This window comes from Acinetobacter sp. ASP199 (genome assembly GCF_022700675.1).
Taxonomy (GTDB): Bacteria; Pseudomonadota; Gammaproteobacteria; order Pseudomonadales; family Moraxellaceae; genus Acinetobacter.
On the sequence record NZ_CP062182.1, the window covers coordinates 1,730,744 to 1,747,864 of the forward strand.

At 43.8% G+C, this 17,121-nt stretch carries 11 protein-coding genes and 1 pseudogene; 4 read left to right on the top strand and 8 right to left on the bottom strand.

Translation table 11 applies throughout. The annotated features are described in order from the left end of the window. Window positions 1-6 precede the first annotated feature (6 nt). The 4 genes from IHE35_RS08175 to IHE35_RS08190 form a co-directional block, all read right to left on the bottom strand. Entirely contained in the window at window positions 7-2,646 is a 2,640-nt protein-coding gene (locus IHE35_RS08175) for a bifunctional aconitate hydratase 2/2-methylisocitrate dehydratase (protein WP_242786941.1), read from the bottom strand. A 294-nt stretch (window positions 2,647-2,940) separates the two neighbouring features. Next, window positions 2,941-3,210, bottom strand: coding sequence for a hypothetical protein (locus tag IHE35_RS08180; protein WP_242786942.1), 270 nt, complete (start codon window positions 3,208-3,210; stop codon window positions 2,941-2,943). Between the two features lie 202 nt (window positions 3,211-3,412). Then, window positions 3,413-3,772 (bottom strand): hypothetical protein, encoded by a 360-nt coding sequence (locus IHE35_RS08185; RefSeq protein WP_242786943.1) that lies wholly within the window; start codon window positions 3,770-3,772, stop codon window positions 3,413-3,415. A gap of 112 nt (window positions 3,773-3,884) precedes the next feature. Beyond that, window positions 3,885-4,313, bottom strand: coding sequence for an I78 family peptidase inhibitor (locus tag IHE35_RS08190; RefSeq protein ID WP_242786944.1), 429 nt, complete (start codon window positions 4,311-4,313; stop codon window positions 3,885-3,887). Between the two features lie 226 nt (window positions 4,314-4,539). Between IHE35_RS08190 and xseA the strand changes: the two genes are divergently transcribed. After that, window positions 4,540-5,799, top strand: coding sequence for an exodeoxyribonuclease VII large subunit (gene xseA, locus IHE35_RS08195; protein ID WP_242786945.1), 1,260 nt, complete (start codon window positions 4,540-4,542; stop codon window positions 5,797-5,799). Continuing rightward, a complete protein-coding gene (gene xseB / locus IHE35_RS08200) occupies window positions 5,792-5,989 on the top strand; it encodes an exodeoxyribonuclease VII small subunit (protein ID WP_242786946.1) in 198 nt (65 codons plus the stop codon). Before xseA ends, xseB begins: the two co-directional genes overlap by 8 nt. A gap of 124 nt (window positions 5,990-6,113) precedes the next feature. On the opposite strand, the gene IHE35_RS08205 is transcribed toward xseB, so the two are convergent. The 3 genes from IHE35_RS08205 to IHE35_RS08215 form a co-directional block, all read right to left on the bottom strand. Next, window positions 6,114-6,263 carry a hypothetical protein gene (locus IHE35_RS08205; protein ID WP_242786947.1) on the bottom strand — a complete coding sequence of 50 codons (150 nt, stop codon included), beginning with the start codon at window positions 6,261-6,263 and terminating at the stop codon, window positions 6,114-6,116. Window positions 6,264-6,420: 157 nt separating this feature from the next. Then, window positions 6,421-10,938 (bottom strand): translocation/assembly module TamB domain-containing protein, encoded by a 4,518-nt coding sequence (locus tag IHE35_RS08210; protein ID WP_242786948.1) that lies wholly within the window; start codon window positions 10,936-10,938, stop codon window positions 6,421-6,423. Between the two features lie 39 nt (window positions 10,939-10,977). After that, complete coding sequence (locus IHE35_RS08215; protein ID WP_242786949.1) at window positions 10,978-13,731, bottom strand: autotransporter assembly complex family protein; 2,754 nt, start codon at window positions 13,729-13,731, stop codon at window positions 10,978-10,980. Window positions 13,732-13,907: 176 nt separating this feature from the next. Between IHE35_RS08215 and IHE35_RS08220 the strand changes: the two genes are divergently transcribed. Next, on the top strand, window positions 13,908-15,224 hold the full coding sequence (locus IHE35_RS08220; protein WP_242786950.1) for an MFS transporter: 1,317 nt from the start codon (window positions 13,908-13,910) through the stop codon (window positions 15,222-15,224). A gap of 3 nt (window positions 15,225-15,227) precedes the next feature. Next, complete coding sequence (gene coq7 / locus IHE35_RS08225; RefSeq protein WP_242786951.1) at window positions 15,228-15,863, top strand: 2-polyprenyl-3-methyl-6-methoxy-1,4-benzoquinone monooxygenase; 636 nt, start codon at window positions 15,228-15,230, stop codon at window positions 15,861-15,863. A 90-nt stretch (window positions 15,864-15,953) separates the two neighbouring features. Here coq7 and IHE35_RS08230 read toward each other — a convergent pair. Continuing rightward, window positions 15,954-16,655 (bottom strand): annotated as a pseudogene (locus IHE35_RS08230) (DUF1003 domain-containing protein). Between the last annotated feature and the right edge of the window lie 466 nt (window positions 16,656-17,121).

Genomic DNA, 17,121 nt, shown 5'->3' on the forward strand with positions numbered 1-17,121 from the left:
TTAAGATTAAGCCAATTGAGCAGCAGCAATTTTCTTAGTATCGATGTCTTTAGCAGCATCTGTATACTCGCCCATCTTGTCGAAGTTCAAGTATTGGTAGATGTCAGCAGACATGCTGTCGATTTGAGCAGCGTACTGTTGGTATTCTTCTGGAGAAGGTAATTTACCTAATACAGCAGCAACAGATGCAAGCTCAGCAGACGCTAGGTAAACGTTAGCACCTTGACCTAGACGGTTCGGGAAGTTACGAGTAGAAGTCGATACACAAGTCGTGTTCGGTGCTACACGTGCCTGGTTACCCATACATAGTGAACAACCTGGCATTTCTGTACGAGCGCCAGCTTTACCATAAGTATTGTAGAAACCTTCTTCCATCAACTGGTGTTCGTCCATGCGAGTTGGAGGAGCCAACCATAGACGAGTAGATAAAGTGCCACCAGGTACTTTGTCTAGAAGTTTACCAGCTGCACGGAAGTGACCGATGTTGGTCATACAAGAACCGATGAATACTTCATCAATTTTCACGCCTTGAACGTCAGAAAGAAGTTTTGCATCATCTGGGTCGTTTGGACAGCAAAGAACTGGTTCAGTAATCGTAGAAAGGTCGATTTCGTACACTTTCGTGTATTCAGCGTCAGCATCAGCTTTAAGAAGTGATGGGTTAGCCAACCATTTTTCCATGTTCTCAACACGGCGCGCCATAGTACGAGCATCGCCATAGCCTTGTGAAATCATCCACTTAAGCATAGTGATGTTAGAACGTAGGTATTCAGCAACTTTCTCTTCAGAAAGCGTGATCGCACAACCAGCAGCAGAACGTTCAGCAGAAGCATCAGAAAGTTCGAATGCTTGCTCAACAGTCAGGTCAGTTTCCATTTCTGTCAGGTCGATCTCAAGGATACGGCCAGAGAAAATGTTTTTCTTACCTTTCTTCTCTACAGTCAGGTCACCTTCTTGGATCGCTACGTAAGGAATTGCATGTACTAGGTCACGAAGCGTGATACCAGGTTGCATTTTACCTTTGAACTTCACAAGAACAGATTCAGGCATATCAAGTGGCATAACACCAGTTGCTGCAGCGAATGCTACAAGACCAGAACCCGCTGGGAATGAAATACCGATTGGGAAACGAGTATGGGAGTCACCACCAGTACCAACAGTATCTGGAAGAAGCATACGGTTTAACCAAGAGTGGATAATACCGTCACCTGGACGTAGAGAAACACCACCACGGTTCATGATGAAATCAGGAAGCGTGTGTTGCATTTGAACGTCAACTGGTTTTGGATACGCAGCTGTGTGACAGAAAGATTGCATTACCAGGTCAGCAGAGAAGCCTAGGCAAGCCAAGTCTTTCAATTCGTCACGAGTCATAGGACCAGTTGTATCTTGAGAACCAACTGTAGTCATGCGTGGTTCACAGTAAGTACCTGGACGGATACCTTGACCTTCAGGAAGACCACAAGCGCGACCAACCATCTTCTGAGCAAGGGTGAAGCCTTTGCCAGTGTCAGCAGGTTGTACTGGAGTACGGAACAGAGTTGAAGGCTCAAGACCAAGCTCTTCACGTGCTTTAGTTGTCAAACCACGACCGATGATCAGGTTAATACGACCACCCGCACGAACTTCGTCTAGAAGTACTGGAGTTTTAAGGTCAGCTTCAGCGATTTGAGCGCCGTCTTTGAACGCAGTTACTTTAGCAGCAGCTTTGTCAATCTTAAGGGTGATTTCATCGCCCATGTTCATGTTTGCTACATCGATTTCAATTGGTAGCGCACCAGCATCTTCCATTGTATTGAAGAAAATCGGAGCAATTTTAGAACCTAAGCAGTAACCGCCTTCTTTCTTGTTCGGAATGTGAGCGATTTCGTCACCAAAGAACCAAAGTACAGAGTTAGTAGCAGACTTACGAGAAGAACCTGTACCAACAACGTCACCTACGTAAGCAACCTGGTTGCCTTTCGCGATTAAGTCTTTAATTTGGCTTAATGGACCAACTTCACCTGGTTTTTCAGGGTTGATACCATCACGTTCGTTTTTAAGCATTGCGTTCGCGTGTAACGGAATGTCTGGACGGCTCCAAGCGTCTTGTGCAGGTGACAAGTCGTCTGTGTTGGTTTCGCCAGTTACTTTGAAAACTGTCAGTTTGATTTCTTCTGGAACGTCTTGACGGTTTGTGAACCATTCAGCGTCAGCCCAAGATTGAAGAACTGCTTTCGCGTTTGCATTGCCTGCACGTGCTTTGTCAGCAACGTCATGGAACGCATCAAACACAAGAAGAGTTTTCTTTAACGCTTCAGCAGCAAGTTCTGCTAGTTCAGCGTCGTCTAAAAGTTCTACTAAAGGAGCAACGTTATAACCACCAAGCATAGTGCCCAGTAAGTAAACCGCACGTTCTTTAGAAACTAGTGGAGAAGTCGCTTCGCCTTTTGCCAATGCAGCTAAGAACGCAGCTTTTACGTATGCAGCTTGGTCAACACCTGCAGGAACACGGTTTTCAAGCAAGTCAACTAGGTATGCTTCTTCACCCGCTGGTGGATTTTTTAATAATTCAACTAATGCAGCAGTTTGAGCATCGTCAAGTGGCTTCGGTGGGACTCCGAGTGCGGCACGTTCTTCAACGTGTTGGCGGTAAGCTTCTAGCACGGTTTATTCCTCTTTTTTAAAAAATTATCTGTGAATTTCTACTTTATAAAGCTTCACAAACAATATGGACTCTCAAATTTTACTAAAATTCCAGTTAAAAGTTAATGCAAGTAAAGTGTTTCTTTGTGATGCTCATTATTTTGTAAATAAATGATGTGCATAATGATTATTTGATAATCAAAAATCTGTTTTCTTGCATAAATTAAGCTCTAATTGAGCACTTTTAGCTGAATTTCACTTATAAAAAAGGCAACACGAATGTTGCCTGAGTTATAAGAAAAAAGATACTCCACCTTAGTGTACTGTGCTTGTGCTCAAATATTGGTTAAATGCATCACGACAGCCTTCAAATTTGAGTACACACTGGTCTTCATAGGTGCCATTGTGATTGTTACTGGCAAAGGAAATATCGACCAGATAAAGATTTTTATTTTGATCGAGCATACGTTTTAAATTGACTTTATCGCCCACACTGAGCACATAGTTTCCACCACCAATGATGGCCATGCCCTGTTCATCTTCGAGCAACAGATCTGCATGATGTAAATATCCCACAACATTCATAATACTGCTCCTTTCTAATTATTTTGGAGATATTTTCATTATTCGATATTTAGATAAGTATTGCTATATTTTAGATTTAGAATTTGTCACAAATTGTACATGATGCTTAGGCTATTTTTATAAGAAATTAGCATCAGATAAATAACTTCTACAAGCTTGCATAAAATAATTTGAATATGGCAAAGCTATAAAAAACCGTTCCTTAGAACGGTTTATAATCTGGTAATTCGTCATGCGGTGTCGCAATACATTTTTCAGTATATTCGGCACGGATTTTTTCACGCGCTTCTTTCACATCTTTGTTGATTTCATCCAATGGCATTTTATAAACGTCATCAATAATGGTCATGACAAAACCTTTAGTGGTTTCATCTTCCACCTTGCTGGCATGTTCAACAGCTTTTTCTTTCTCAATGCCATTTTGACGGTCCAGCATAATACTGCGTGCAGCATTGCCCACACTACGACAATAACCTTGCCACTGCTCTTCAGGGGTGAGTGGTTTCTTTTCGGCACAGCCGACCAAAGCCACCATAACGGATAAAGCAAATAACTTTTTCATGAACTTCTCCTTACGAGGGGCAATATAAAAGATCGTAATGGATTTGTCATTTAAATTAGTCGTAGCCGAACAAACAAAAAAAGCCCTTTCGGGCCTTTTTTATGCGTTTGAATTAACCACAAGTTGCTTGAATAATCTTTTGATTGATTGGATTTACAGTGACGGTGACGCGCTCTACACGATAATCCATTGTTACTGGCTGCCCAGGTTTTACTAAACGGACAATTTGAGCTTGGCTAATCGCCTTGATCTGATCTTCAGTCAATTTTGCTTGGCCAATCAGCGTCTTAGCCTTATCAGCTACACATTCAGTTTGGCTACTACGGAATAATGCCCACTCTTCAACTACTTGCCCATTTAGCAAATGGCAATAACCCACCTGACCATCAACTTCGTTATGGATTTCCAGCTTTCCACCCTGATCCACACAATAAGCACTGGCAGGGTTCGGCATGCCAATACGCGGTGTTTCTTCTGGCTGCTGTGCCGCACATCCTGTTAATGCAGCGATCAGCATGCCCAGATATATGATTCTTTTCATCGGCGATCTTCTTCTAAAGGATTATTCCGCCTTAATTTAGCATAGTCATCCCCAAGAAAGTTTATCTAAATGTATGTAAATCAATGCTGAAGCTTCTATCAGCAATAAATTATGTACCCAGATATCGCTCTGCTGCAATTCAGCCACAAGAATACTGAGTAATGTGGTTTGAGTGCTATGCAGGTTTGCGCTAAAATTTGCTTGAATTTTAAACTTTTCTGCGGCTATGCAAGATCCCCAATTCTCCCTCAAGGAATACCTCTCTACCGTGCAGGAGGTGGTTAAACTTACCTTCGACACCCCGGTATGGGTCAAGGCAGAAATACGCAACCTGAATATCAAGGCAGGTCATTACTATCTGGAACTGGCAGAAAAAGATCCGGACAATGATCAGGTCATTGCCAGTTGCCGTGCCACCATCTGGAAATTTGCTGCACAAAAAATTGTGACCCCATTTGAACGGGAAACCGGGATTGAGTTAAGTCGGGATTTAAATGTTCTGATTAAGGTCAAAGCCAGTTTCGATCCGCAATATGGCTTTTCCCTGAATATTGTTGAAATTGATTCCAGTTATACCCTCGGTGACATTGCCCGACGCTATCAGGAAATCGTGCAACGACTCACAGCAGAAGGTTTGATTGAACGTAACCGGCAATTACCAACACCATTCGATCTGAACCGGATTCTGGTGATTGCTCCTGAAAATGCTGCGGGTTTAGGTGACTTTAAAAAAGATGCTGATGCCCTTGCGGACGCACAGGTATGTGAATTTATCTATCATACGGCAACGTTTCAGGGCAATACCGCACCGCAAAGCATTCGGCAAAGTCTGGCTCAAGGACTGAAACAGTGGGCAGAAGATTACGCAACGGCACCTGATTTAATCGTGATTATCCGTGGTGGTGGTGCTGTAATTGATCTGGCTTATCTGAATGACTATGAACTGGCTGCCCTACTGTGTAAGCGCAGCGTGCCAATCTGGGTTGGCATTGGTCATGAAAAAGACAAGACCATTCTGGATGAAATTGCGCACCGTTCCTTTGATACCCCGAGTAAAGTCATTGCCGGGATTCGCAATCATATTGTGGAACGTGTGCAGGATGTCATGACCAATCTGCAAATTATCCAGCGTAGTTCCCGGCAGCAGATTCAGGCCTATCAAAGTCAGAATGATCAATCGATGGCATTGATTGAAAACATTGCCAATGCCAAAGTCTCGGATGCCTTGAAAGAAATCACCCAATTGAAATCCAATATCGGCAATTTGGCCCGTCAGCAAACCCGAATTGCACAACAACAGATTGAAGCATTGTTACGCGAAACTCTAATCCAGAACCCCAAAACAGTCCTTTCCAAAGGCTATGCCATCGTCCGACAACAAGGTCATGCTGTACGTTCTGTCCATGAGCTTGAAAGTAAGGTTCAGGTCGAAATGCAGGACGGTACTTTTGCAGCCAATATCACACAGGTAAATCCATATGAGTAATGACCATACTTTAAGCTTTAAAGAAGGCTATGAAATTCTAAAACGGAATGCAGAATTATTGGATGCTCAGCAGGAACCGGATATTGATAATCTGATGAAGATTGTTGAGGAGTCCATGGCAGCCTATAAAGCCTGTAAAACACGTGTCGATGCGGTACAACAAGCATTAGATGACACTTTTAAGGAATAAACTTTTAAGTTTTATATCCTGTTAATTTATGTCTTAGATTATGTGATGAATTTTAAAATAAAGCTTAGGCTATCTTCTAAATATAAAAAGCCTTCATTGAGAAGGCTTTTTATCTTGGAACATGCTATTTTTGCTCTCTTAACGGATTTTCCGGCTCTGCATTCGGTTTTTTCTCAGGCTTAACATTCTTATAAGTAGCCTGATTGCCCTTATCATCGTTGGACTCTTTGTGTGGTGTGACATCTTTATCTGATTGCTCGGATAGCTTGGTCATATATGTTCCCTTATCTGAATATGCTTAACCCATAGATATGACAGATTGTGACCTACATCAAGGATAGAAATGTTGTACATCTTTATCATTTTAAAAAGATAAGATTTTCTTCAACGCCACAATTAAAAAAAGCCCTCACTTGAAGGGCTTTTTTCTTTTAGAAGCGCCAATTGTAGAACACGTCAATGGCTCTTTCGAGGGACTGACTGGCTTCCAGATACAGACGCTGATTCATTTGATAACGCAAAGTCAGTTTATTCACTGGGGTAAAGACACCCACTCCATAACGAATATACAGATCTGGTGTGATATAACCAGTGACGGATACCTGTGTATCATCACCTGTACCCTGTGCATCTAATGCCAAACCGCTCAAACCAAAAGTACGACCAATCTGGTTGGTCAATGCGCGTGTACCACCTAGACCCAAACTAATCCCCGCAGCGGCAATGGTATTGTTAACATCAGACCTGAAGCTTTCAGACTGGCTTAATGCTGAACTACCTTCATTGATCCGGCCGGTAATCAAGGCATTTAATGCTTCCTGTTCAGACAAGCCAGCATCGTTATACACCTGAATCGCAGGACTTGAGGCTGTACCGGTAACACGTACACCTACAACGCTACCCTGTACAGATTTGTTGGCATCAATATCCAGTGTCGGATTCGACAATGGGCCATTGAAACGGGCAATGGCACGGTTCAGATCCAGACTCTGACCATACGCTTCGATTTTCACCCGCTGTGATACACCAATCGCACCATTGGCACGCATCGCTGTTTCCAGACCACGCTGAGACAGATTGACCCGTCCAAGCAGTGGAATACGACTATCAAAGCCCTGGAAGATCACCTGATTACCCAAGGACACCGCAACATCAGCACGAATATCCCATGGGCGTGCCGATTTTAGAATCGCCAGCTGATCCTGACCTTCCTGTACTACACGGACATCAGAAGACACACCAACTACTGGTTTAGACGCTTCCGGCATAGAAATCAGCGCACGCGGAACTTCTATCGAACCATTCAGACTGAGTTTCTTGTTAAATGGATAAAGATCCATCGTCAAATCTGGTGTGACGACTGCCGTAATTAGTGGCGCCTGGCGTATCAGCAGGTTTTCACCCTGGAGACGTAACTGAACACGAGGATCATTTTTCCAGTCCACCGAACCAGTCAAGCGTCCTGCACCACGACCACTGTTAAATGCACCATTAATCGTCGCAGAATCCTGACGTACAGATGAATACAACTGCACATTAGTCAGATTCACTGGCAGGGAAATCATGCTGATTGCCCCATCCTTTACGCGAATCTCACCGTTTAATAATGGCTGGGTTAGTGTACCGCTGATCTTTCCTGCATAAGACAAGGTACCTTCCAGCGTACGCACATCCTGAATAAATGGCTTGAATACTTTTAGCTGTACTTCGTTAAAGGCGACTTCACCACGCATTGGCTTGCTGTCACGATATGGATCAATAATGACATTAGCATAGCCCGTCCCGATATCTGGTGTTTTCACATCCAGGCGAATCTGCAAGCCATCTGCCACACTTTTCGCGACCAATCCAACTTCATCATATTTCAGAGTCTGGCCCAAATATTGCGGATCTTCAGCTGCCAGTCCAACCACACCATCTCGGGTGACGAGTCGCGCATCAATCTTCGGTTTTGCGCCTTGGGCCCATGTTGCACGCGCGTAGCCATTGACCTTACCGGTAATTGCCAGCCCTTCAGGCATGAATGCACTGAAATCATTCAGATCGAGGTTTTGTGTCTGGAATGAGACACTGCCACGCGTTTTATTCACACGTATGGGTTGATCAAAGCACAGCTGACTTTGCTGGCTCATCCAGCAATGTGCACCAACAAACAGGTCTGACTGTGCTGTATTATAGATCACAGAGGCATTCTGACGCTGTACCAGACGGGTACGCAGGGAATCGAAATCACCATTTTGAATCTGACCCAGCCAGTTATTTTGCGCATTGAAACCACCGGCCAACTGTACATAAAACTTGGACAGTTTGTTTTCTGCCTGAACCTTTAATACATGCGCTGCACGTGTCCCGGCTAGAGATATTTCGCCTCGGGTAATCTGACGATTGCCACTACGTAGATTATCCATGGTTGCAGTGAGCAAGGTTGGTGTGCTTTGTGAGGTTGGCAACTGGCCCTGTACCCGGATTTTCTGCACACTGAACAGATTATTAAAGGCAAAATCATCAACAGCCAGATTAGTTGAGGCACGCAAACGTGGTTGCGCCTGCATATTAATATAACCATATGCACGTCCACGCAGTCCCGGATATAAATCATATAGCGCTGGTGCATTTACCTTGAGTTGAAGATTCTGCGCATTCCCGGTTGCCTGAATCTGGTTGCTGGCATAAGACAGGAACAGATTATTGGCTTCAAACTGCTGAGGTACAAATCCGCTCTGTTTGGTATCAATAATCATCGCCAGATTACCTGTACCACGCACCGGCTTGTTATTCAGCATTCCTGCAAGATTCAAATGTTCAATCTGAATACGTTTCAAGACATCTGACCATACGCCACGGGTTTTCACATTCCCCGATAACTCACCTGTAACACTGGAAGCAAAATATTGCGGTTTAAAGCGAACCAGTGAAGCATTGATATCCCAGCCAAGACCATTCGCCAGGTTCACCAGACCACTGGCATTGATCTTGCCTGCAATGCCATCATGCTTAAATTCATTGATTTTTAATAATTCGGGTGTACCGGAGACCTTGAATTTAAGTAAACCTTTGCTGGCAGCAAACTGGCTGGCATTTAAATTGCCATCATAATTCACTGCATAGCCTTTAAAGCCACCGCCCTGTTTTTCATCATGGAATAACAATGCTGCCGTACTCGTGCCGGTCAGTCGCACTGTTTCATTTTGACCAGCAAGGCGACCTGTCAGATCGATTGCTTTTAAGTTAATAATCTGCTGATTTGGTTTGGCATAACCACTTGCTGTAACTCGACCATTGAGACGATCCACCGGTGATGCTGCTGCCAGTACCTGCGTATTCAGATTATTGGCATTCAGCACAGCATTCCATTTTAACTGGCGCTTTTTATCTGGTAGTTCTACCACGGCGTTACCTGTGAGGCCGCCATTTTGCGCAGCATAGCTAAAGCTTGGAACTTTGAGAATATTATTCTTCAGATTCAGTTTTGCCTGATACATGCCAGCTGGCAATAGCCCCTGCTCATGAGCAGCCACCTGCGTTGCCACAAAGATGTCCTGCTGACCTTCATTCAGCGCCAGATTTACATCTCCGGATTCGCTTTTTAACCAGCCGACATAAGGCACTGCACGGTCGATATTCTTCCATGCCACATTCATCAGTATTGGCTGGGCTTTTTTATTTTTCGCTTCGTTCTGATCCAGCTTGATGTTCCAGGTTTCATAACGATCGAAATCAACCAGAGCTGTCAGGTGTAAACCTTTTTCCAATGTCCCTTTAGAAGCAATATTTCCATCCAGACTTGGTGGCAGAAAGTCCTGCACGACCTGTGGAATCACTTTATCTTTAGGATTAAGACGATTCACACGTCCAGATACATCCCAAGTCACCTGATCATGCCAGCCAACGTTACCAGCCAGACTGACTGAACCTTTCATCAGCTGCCCATTAAAATCAGTAATATTCAGCTGATTGACCAGATCTGTATGCATCATGGCATTGTATTGGCCTTCCGGAATGTCTTTGCCGCTCAGGTCTGTGTTGAGATTGATATTCAGTCGCTGGATATCGCCATTAAATTCAGCCACACCATCTTTGGAGAATAGTTTCTGATCTTCCAAGATTGGCCAGTGATACTGCTCAAATTTTAGTTTACCGAACATCGGAACATGCGGATTCATCGGATGAATCACGGCCCAGCCGGTCAGCAAGTCTGGCGTATAGGTTGCAACACCTGCTTGAATAGTCTCTAAGGTGCCCCGGGCTGCAACGCGAATATCACGAATGTTCAGGCTGTTATTCAGGGATGGAATATTGAGCACACCGGTCGCATTTAGCGGATATTTACCATGGAAGTCCATATCACCGGTGACATCATAAACATAGAGATAGCCCATATTCATGCGCGATTTTTCAAAGGTCAGCTTGGTTCCCGACCAAAGTCCTTCATTAATCACCACATCATAAAAATCGACTGAAGAGCTATGTGTTTTAATCAGCAGGTGATCCAGATCCAGATGATCGACCCGCAACACGAATGGCAAACGGATATCACTATAAGAAAATGGCTGATCACTCGGCGGATTCTTGGTAATGATCTGCAGATTGCGCACATCTGCACTATTCAGGTGAATTTCCCGTTTGATAATCGCCCGCCAGCCCAAAGTAACGTCGGCCCGGTCGATTTTGACATCCACCGGTTTGAGCGTCACCAGCACATTGCGCAGAATAATACCGCGCCACAGATTACCGCCTTCATATTCATAATGAATAATCTGCTGACGTTGCAGTACCTGATCCAGTAAAAACTTGCTGCCGCGATCCGTCGAGAACATGATCGCCAGTGCCGCGAGTAAAAACAGAATAGAAAACAGCACCGACAATAAGATGCTTCTTAAAATACGGCGCTTCTTAGGTAAAGGCGTATTTTGTGGCTCTGCGTCTTGTGGTTGCTGGTTCTCGACCATGTTCTTCCCAAATATCTAAAAATTTTTAATCAGTTTGTTTTATAGCTGTGAGCCAATAAAGAAGTGCACCCTAATTGGATGATTATCATCCGAAATACCTGAGGCCACATCAATACGAATCGGACCAATCGGCGATGCCCAACGCACCCCGAGACCTACCCCATATTCAGTCGGGTTACTAAAGTCCTTGTCATAGGCATTTCCGGCATCCGCAAATACTGCCGCACGCCAGCCTTCCCTAAACTGATAGTTATATTCTAAGGAACCCGTTGCCAGGGCCTGTCCACCCACTTTAAAACCATCAATTTCTGGTGACAGGCTCTTATAGTCAAAGCCACGAATACTTTGGTCACCACCAGTGAAGTATCTCAGGTTATAGGGCACTTTGGTAAAATCTTCAGTAAAAATATAGCCTGCATCGGCACGACCGACAAACTGATGATCGGCATTTTCACCTAATGAATAGATAAAGCGCCAGCCAGCATTGGCAATTGCCATGTCTGCATCGGACAACAGCGCCTCACTCCCCAGCTCAATCTTATAGGTCTGTCTAAAGCCTTTGGTTGGGTTGACCCGACGGTCGCTGGTAGTACGAGCGATTTCATAACCAAATAATAAAGACTCTTGGGTTTCTGCAGTACTAACCAGGAATGCATCCGGAATATCATCAGCATTCACAGTGCCATCCTGAGTCAATTGATCCAGACGGTAACGCACTCCATAGGTATGCTGCCAGCTTCCCCGTGGATTTTTAATATAACGATCGGCACCAATCACGGCAGATTCGATCAATAGTCCATTACCTTGCGCAACATCATCACGTTCTTCACGCTCATAACCGCCGACAATACTGATGTAATCATTCAGCGGATGTTTATATGGAATATTATAGCGACCATCAATAGACTGACGGATTTCTGAAAGCTCAAGGTTGGCATCAAAAGAATGTCCACGCTTGTTGACAATGGCACGGCGGTACTGACCACGTAGGCGTGTCCCGGTATCGGTTCCATAACCTAGACCGACTTCAGCGCTGTTTTTCTTGTCAGCATTCAAAGTCACAATCACCGGAATCTCTTTCTCTTCACGTGCCTGTGCTTTTAAACGCTCCTGTTCACTGGCCTTGGTTTCCTGCGCAGTACGCATGGCGCGTAAATCCGGTCTTTCTTCCTCACGGCTACCCGCAAACTGGCTTTCATCGACCACATTCTGCGTGACTTCTCTGGAAGAAGTCACCGCTTTGTTCTCTTGAATCAAAGCCCTTTCGGAGATTTTTTGCTGATCAACCAGCAGCTGCAGATCAGGTGGCAGTTCAAGTTCTGCTTCGACTGGATCCGGTTTCACCGCATCGACCAAGGTATAGTTAAAATATCGTGAGTTGGTCAGGTTATTGGCAAGTGTGTTTACCCGCCAAAAACGGTAATCGGCATCCTCTTCCCATGGCACCAGACTTTGCAAGATGTCTGGATCTAACGGGAATTCATCCTCCGGATCACTCATCCGGAAAGTCACCGGTCCGAGTTTGTAAGGATCGCCAGTTTCATAACGCAGATTTACCTCTGCTGTATTCTGCGGCTGTGCCACCTTGACATCATGCAGTCGCCAGTGAGCATCGAAGTAGCCGTTATTACTTGCCGCTTCGACTATACGCTCCTTGGTTTTTTCATATTCACCATGATTAAACACATCACCCACTTCCTGATCTGGCAAAACACTAATGACCTGGAACTGTGGTTGCTCAGCACCAGCACCAGTAAATTCCAGGTTCTGGCTTTGAATAATGACCGGCTCATTCGGAGTCACCTGAACTCTGACACGTGACTCAGAAAGTTTTTCAAAACGGAATTCGGCATTATAGAAGCCAACTGCCTGAGCAGCCTGATTGGACAGGCTACGTAATTGTGGCAATGCGGATGGGAAGTCGCTAAAGGATTCCTGGGTGAAACTGGACAGTTTATTTTCAATATTCTCTGCCAGATTTTCATACGCCTGTTTACGTGCAGCCGAACTTAATCCATTGCTCGTTTGGGTACTGCTTTCACCATTACGTATCACTACGTCTGCATCAATCCGCGGCACACGAGCTGTCATGATCTGCCTTGGCGGACGGATTTTATAAAAGAGCCGTTTAAAAATATTCGGTTTCTTGTCATCTGCTGGCGTGAGTTGCTGTGGAAAAATATCCGGCAAGGTACTACCTGCCTCATTCGCCTGCACAATGATCTGGCTGTCAGACTGAATACTTTGCATCAGCTGATCGACATTGACTGGCGCCTGATTGATTTCCACCAGTTCCTGCTGGCTGATATCGGCAACTACAATTTCTGTCTGCTGGGTCTGGCGATAGCTTTGCGCTTCCTGCTTGGCTTGCTCAGCCACGCGGTAAATTTCATCCGCCATCGCCTGATCAATCGATTGCACCGGTAATTCTTCTAGATCTTCAAACTCGATGGGTTTAAATACATCTAGCTGTGCGCCTTGCTGTTCCTGCTGCTGTAGCATTTCCAGGCTGTTTATTTCATTTTCTGGCTGCAAAGCCTGCTCAATTTTCTCGGCGGCTTCGTCTTCGGAGTTAGCGACACCCTGTCGAACTGCCTGCTTAGACAGTTCATCAATCATTTCTGCCTGTGAAACTGCCACGGGCGTTTCCATTTCTGGAGTTTGTGCCATGCCATGTTGGGTCAACATCATCAAGAAAATACTCATACACAGGCGACTACCTGTATGTTCAGGTATGAGTGGACTCATACTCTGACTCAGTATGGTTTCTTTAAATTTTCTTTTTGCAGGCATAGCAAACTCTAAACAAATACATTCTTTAATTGATTATTTGACCGAAAAATATAAGCTAAGAAACTTGAATCTATAGGATTTTGCCATTTCCCTAGTCAAAGGTATCTTACATGATTTTTCAAGATGTTCACGCATCACTGACATTTCTTAATAAATCTTAATGTAGCACGTCCAATATGAACAATAACGAACATTTGTTAGGCTCTCGTCGTTTTTTACCCATGTTTTTGACGCAATTCTTCGGGGCGTTGAATGATAATGTATTTAAACAGGCATTATTACTGGTCATTACCTATGGATGGATTCATCAAAGTGCGGGCATTAGCACCTTAAATAATCTTGCTGCATTACTCTTTATTTTGCCTTATTTTATTTTTTCTGCGACCGCTGGACAAATTGCCGATAAATATGAACGTTCCCAACTGATCCGTTATTTAAAGATCCTAGAAATCGTGGTGATGATTCTCGGTACCATTGGTTTCCTGATGGGCAATTTATGGATTCTACTGTTTTCCCTGTTCCTGATGGGTACCCAGTCAACGTTCTTTGGTCCAATTAAATATGCGATTTTGCCAGAAGTGCTGCATAAAGATGAACTGATGTCAGGGAATGCACTCTTTCAATCTGGAACTTCCCTGGCAATCCTGTTTGGTATGATTCTAGGGGGTGCCGTGATTGCAGCATCCGATGGTAATTTACTCTGGATCAGCCTGACAGTATTGGTGATTGCAATCATCGGTTATTTATCGAGCCGCTTTATTTTAATGCAAAGCATTCCTGCAGCTGATATTCAAATTGACTGGAACTTTTTCCGTACCAGTTTTCAAACACTGAAATATGCGAAAAGTTTACCTTTGGTTTTTACCATTTTATTAGGTAACTCGTGGTACTGGTTCTACGGCGCGACCTACTTGACCCAGATTCCACAACTGACCATGCAGAACCTGCATGCTTCTGAAAATGTCGCAAGTTTACTGCTGACTTTCTTCTCGATCGGTATCGGTTTGGGATCTTATCTGTGCCGTAAATTAGGTGGGGCTGAAGTTAATATCCGTATGGTGCCGATTGGCGCAGTTGGACTGACTGTCTTTGCTGCTTATCTGGCTGTCAGCATGGCCTTTGTACCTGAGCGTACTGGCGAACTGCTGGGTCTGGCAGATGTATTCCATCAGGGCTGGAGCTATTACCATGTCATGTTTGCCGTAACCTTATTAGGCATTAGTGGTGGTTTTTATATTGTTCCGCTGTATGCCATGATGCAGGCACATTCTCCCCGCTCACATCGTGCACGAGTAGTTGCAGCAAATAACATCTTGAATGCAGTTTTCATGGTATCTTCTGCTATATTTTCGATTATCATTTTAAGTGTCTTAAAGTTTGATCTTAAAATACTTTTCTGTATTACAGCGGTCTTAAGCGGCATATTTACCCTATGGTTATTACTGCGCCTTAAACCGATGATCAACTCTGCACAAGCATCATTGGAGGATTAATGCATGCGTCAATTTACAGGTGTCGACAAGCTCATTCATTCTTTTGACCAGGCATTACGTAGTCTTGTTCCAGGTACGACTTCTGCACAGCGCACTAATCCTGCCGAAAATACGGAAACCCAACTAGCAGTTTCTGATGCTCGTCATGTTGCTGGCCTGATGCGGGTGAATCACAGTGGTGAAGTCTGTGCACAGGCGCTCTATCATGGTCAGGCCATGACCGCCAAACTGCCGAATGTACGTCGAGAGATGGAACAGGCAGCGATTGAGGAACAGGATCATCTGGCCTGGTGTGAAGACCGTTTAAAAGAATTAGAGAGTCATACCAGCTTGCTCAATCCGGTGTGGTACGGTCTTTCTTTCGGTATGGGTGCGATTGCCGGAATTGCTGGCGACAAATACAGCCTTGGGTTTGTTGCTGAAACAGAACGTCAGGTCAGCTTGCACTTACAACATCATATTAGCCAGTTACCACCGCATGACGAACGTTCACGCCGCATTCTGGAACAGATGAATGAAGATGAATTACATCACCGTGATACAGCACTGGCTGCAGGTGGTGTGGATCTGCCTTTACCAGTCAAAATTGCCATGACTGGTATTTCTAAGTTAATGACCAAGACCAGTTATTATATTTGAGCCCTTAGCTAAAAAAGCCCACGGTAATGTGGGCTTTTTTATGCGTATTTATTCCAGGAAATACTATAAAGGTATTCCAGCCTCCTACGCTCAATACTTCTTATTCATCTCGGAAAGCAAATCAAGTTGTATTTCCTGAATTTGAGCCAACCTTTCCCACTGATGCTGAAGCAGATGATCCAGTTTTCATGTAAATGCTGAATTTCAAGTTCAGCTTTGAGATTAATTTGATAATCATTTTGGGAACGCAATCTGTCTTTGGCTTCTTGCCGATTTTGGCTCATCATAATGACTGGCGCCTGAATCGCCGCAATACAGGAAAGTATTAAGTTCAAAAGAATAAAGGGATAAGGATCAACCGGTTTTGTTACGATAACCATCGTATTCATCCCGATCCAGATGGTAATAAAAATGGTAAAAACAGATCAGAAATGACCAGCTTCCACCAAAAGTAGCAATTTTATCAGCCAGCCGTTCACCGAAAGTCCACTTTTGTTCTAGGGAGGCTTCGACATTTTTGGTAATCAGCTCATGATGGCGCATGCTCTTAATCACTTCATATTCAAGATGAGTGACTTCACCCTTCTCAGACTTTAACAATGAGTGAACATACTGTATGCGATATTTGGCCAAATCTGTCTGGCAAATATAATCTTGAGGTGACCAGTGTGGAATATCTTTAGCAATCTCTTCGGTAATCACTGATCTTACCGTCCCCATCGGGGTGAGATTTTTTAAGGGATAATATTCCCCACATACTAAGCACGGATAAGTTCCATTTTTATCTTTCATGATTATTCTCTTTATCGTCACGCCAGCACTTCAATAAATTTGCTCTAGATTATTATTTGCCTGGGTAATTTTTAGTAAACAATCATAAACGTTAAGATCTGTTATTCTTTTATAGATGAAACTGGTATCAAGCCCATCTCTTCATAGATGGTCACATTTTCTTAAAGAAGAGCACTGATAATATATGTTCTAATTTTACTTTCTTCACACAGTTTGTTTTTCCGGAAGTGCGAGTAAAATAGAAAAGGTTGCTCGTCATTAGCATCATTTTATTACTAATTTAAAAGCTGAGAATAAAAATATTTATCAAGGTTATGTTATGGAAACAGTTATAATTTTTGCAATATTAGTGGCCATTACCGTATTATTGATTATTTTTTATAACAAGAAAAAATAGGGTTCTTTCATAAATCATTTTTGAATCACTATAAAGGAAATTCCCTCTCCTTGTAGGAGACTTGCGGAG

Bases quoted from the DNA above. Each gene is read 5' to 3' on its own strand.
- IHE35_RS08220 (WP_242786950.1), top strand. From the start codon at position 13,908: ATGAACAATAACGAACATTTGTTAGGCTCTCGTCGTTTTTTACCCATG.
- IHE35_RS08190 (WP_242786944.1), bottom strand. From the start codon at position 4,313: ATGAAAAGAATCATATATCTGGGCATGCTGATCGCTGCATTAACAGGA.
- IHE35_RS08185 (WP_242786943.1), bottom strand. From the start codon at position 3,772: ATGAAAAAGTTATTTGCTTTATCCGTTATGGTGGCTTTGGTCGGCTGT.
- IHE35_RS08215 (WP_242786949.1), bottom strand. From the start codon at position 13,731: ATGCCTGCAAAAAGAAAATTTAAAGAAACCATACTGAGTCAGAGTATG.
- IHE35_RS08180 (WP_242786942.1), bottom strand. From the start codon at position 3,210: ATGAATGTTGTGGGATATTTACATCATGCAGATCTGTTGCTCGAAGAT.
- IHE35_RS08210 (WP_242786948.1), bottom strand. From the start codon at position 10,938: ATGGTCGAGAACCAGCAACCACAAGACGCAGAGCCACAAAATACGCCT.
- IHE35_RS08205 (WP_242786947.1), bottom strand. From the start codon at position 6,263: ATGACCAAGCTATCCGAGCAATCAGATAAAGATGTCACACCACACAAA.
- xseB (WP_242786946.1), top strand. From the start codon at position 5,792: ATGAGTAATGACCATACTTTAAGCTTTAAAGAAGGCTATGAAATTCTA.
- coq7 (WP_242786951.1), top strand. From the start codon at position 15,228: ATGCGTCAATTTACAGGTGTCGACAAGCTCATTCATTCTTTTGACCAG.
- xseA (WP_242786945.1), top strand. From the start codon at position 4,540: ATGCAAGATCCCCAATTCTCCCTCAAGGAATACCTCTCTACCGTGCAG.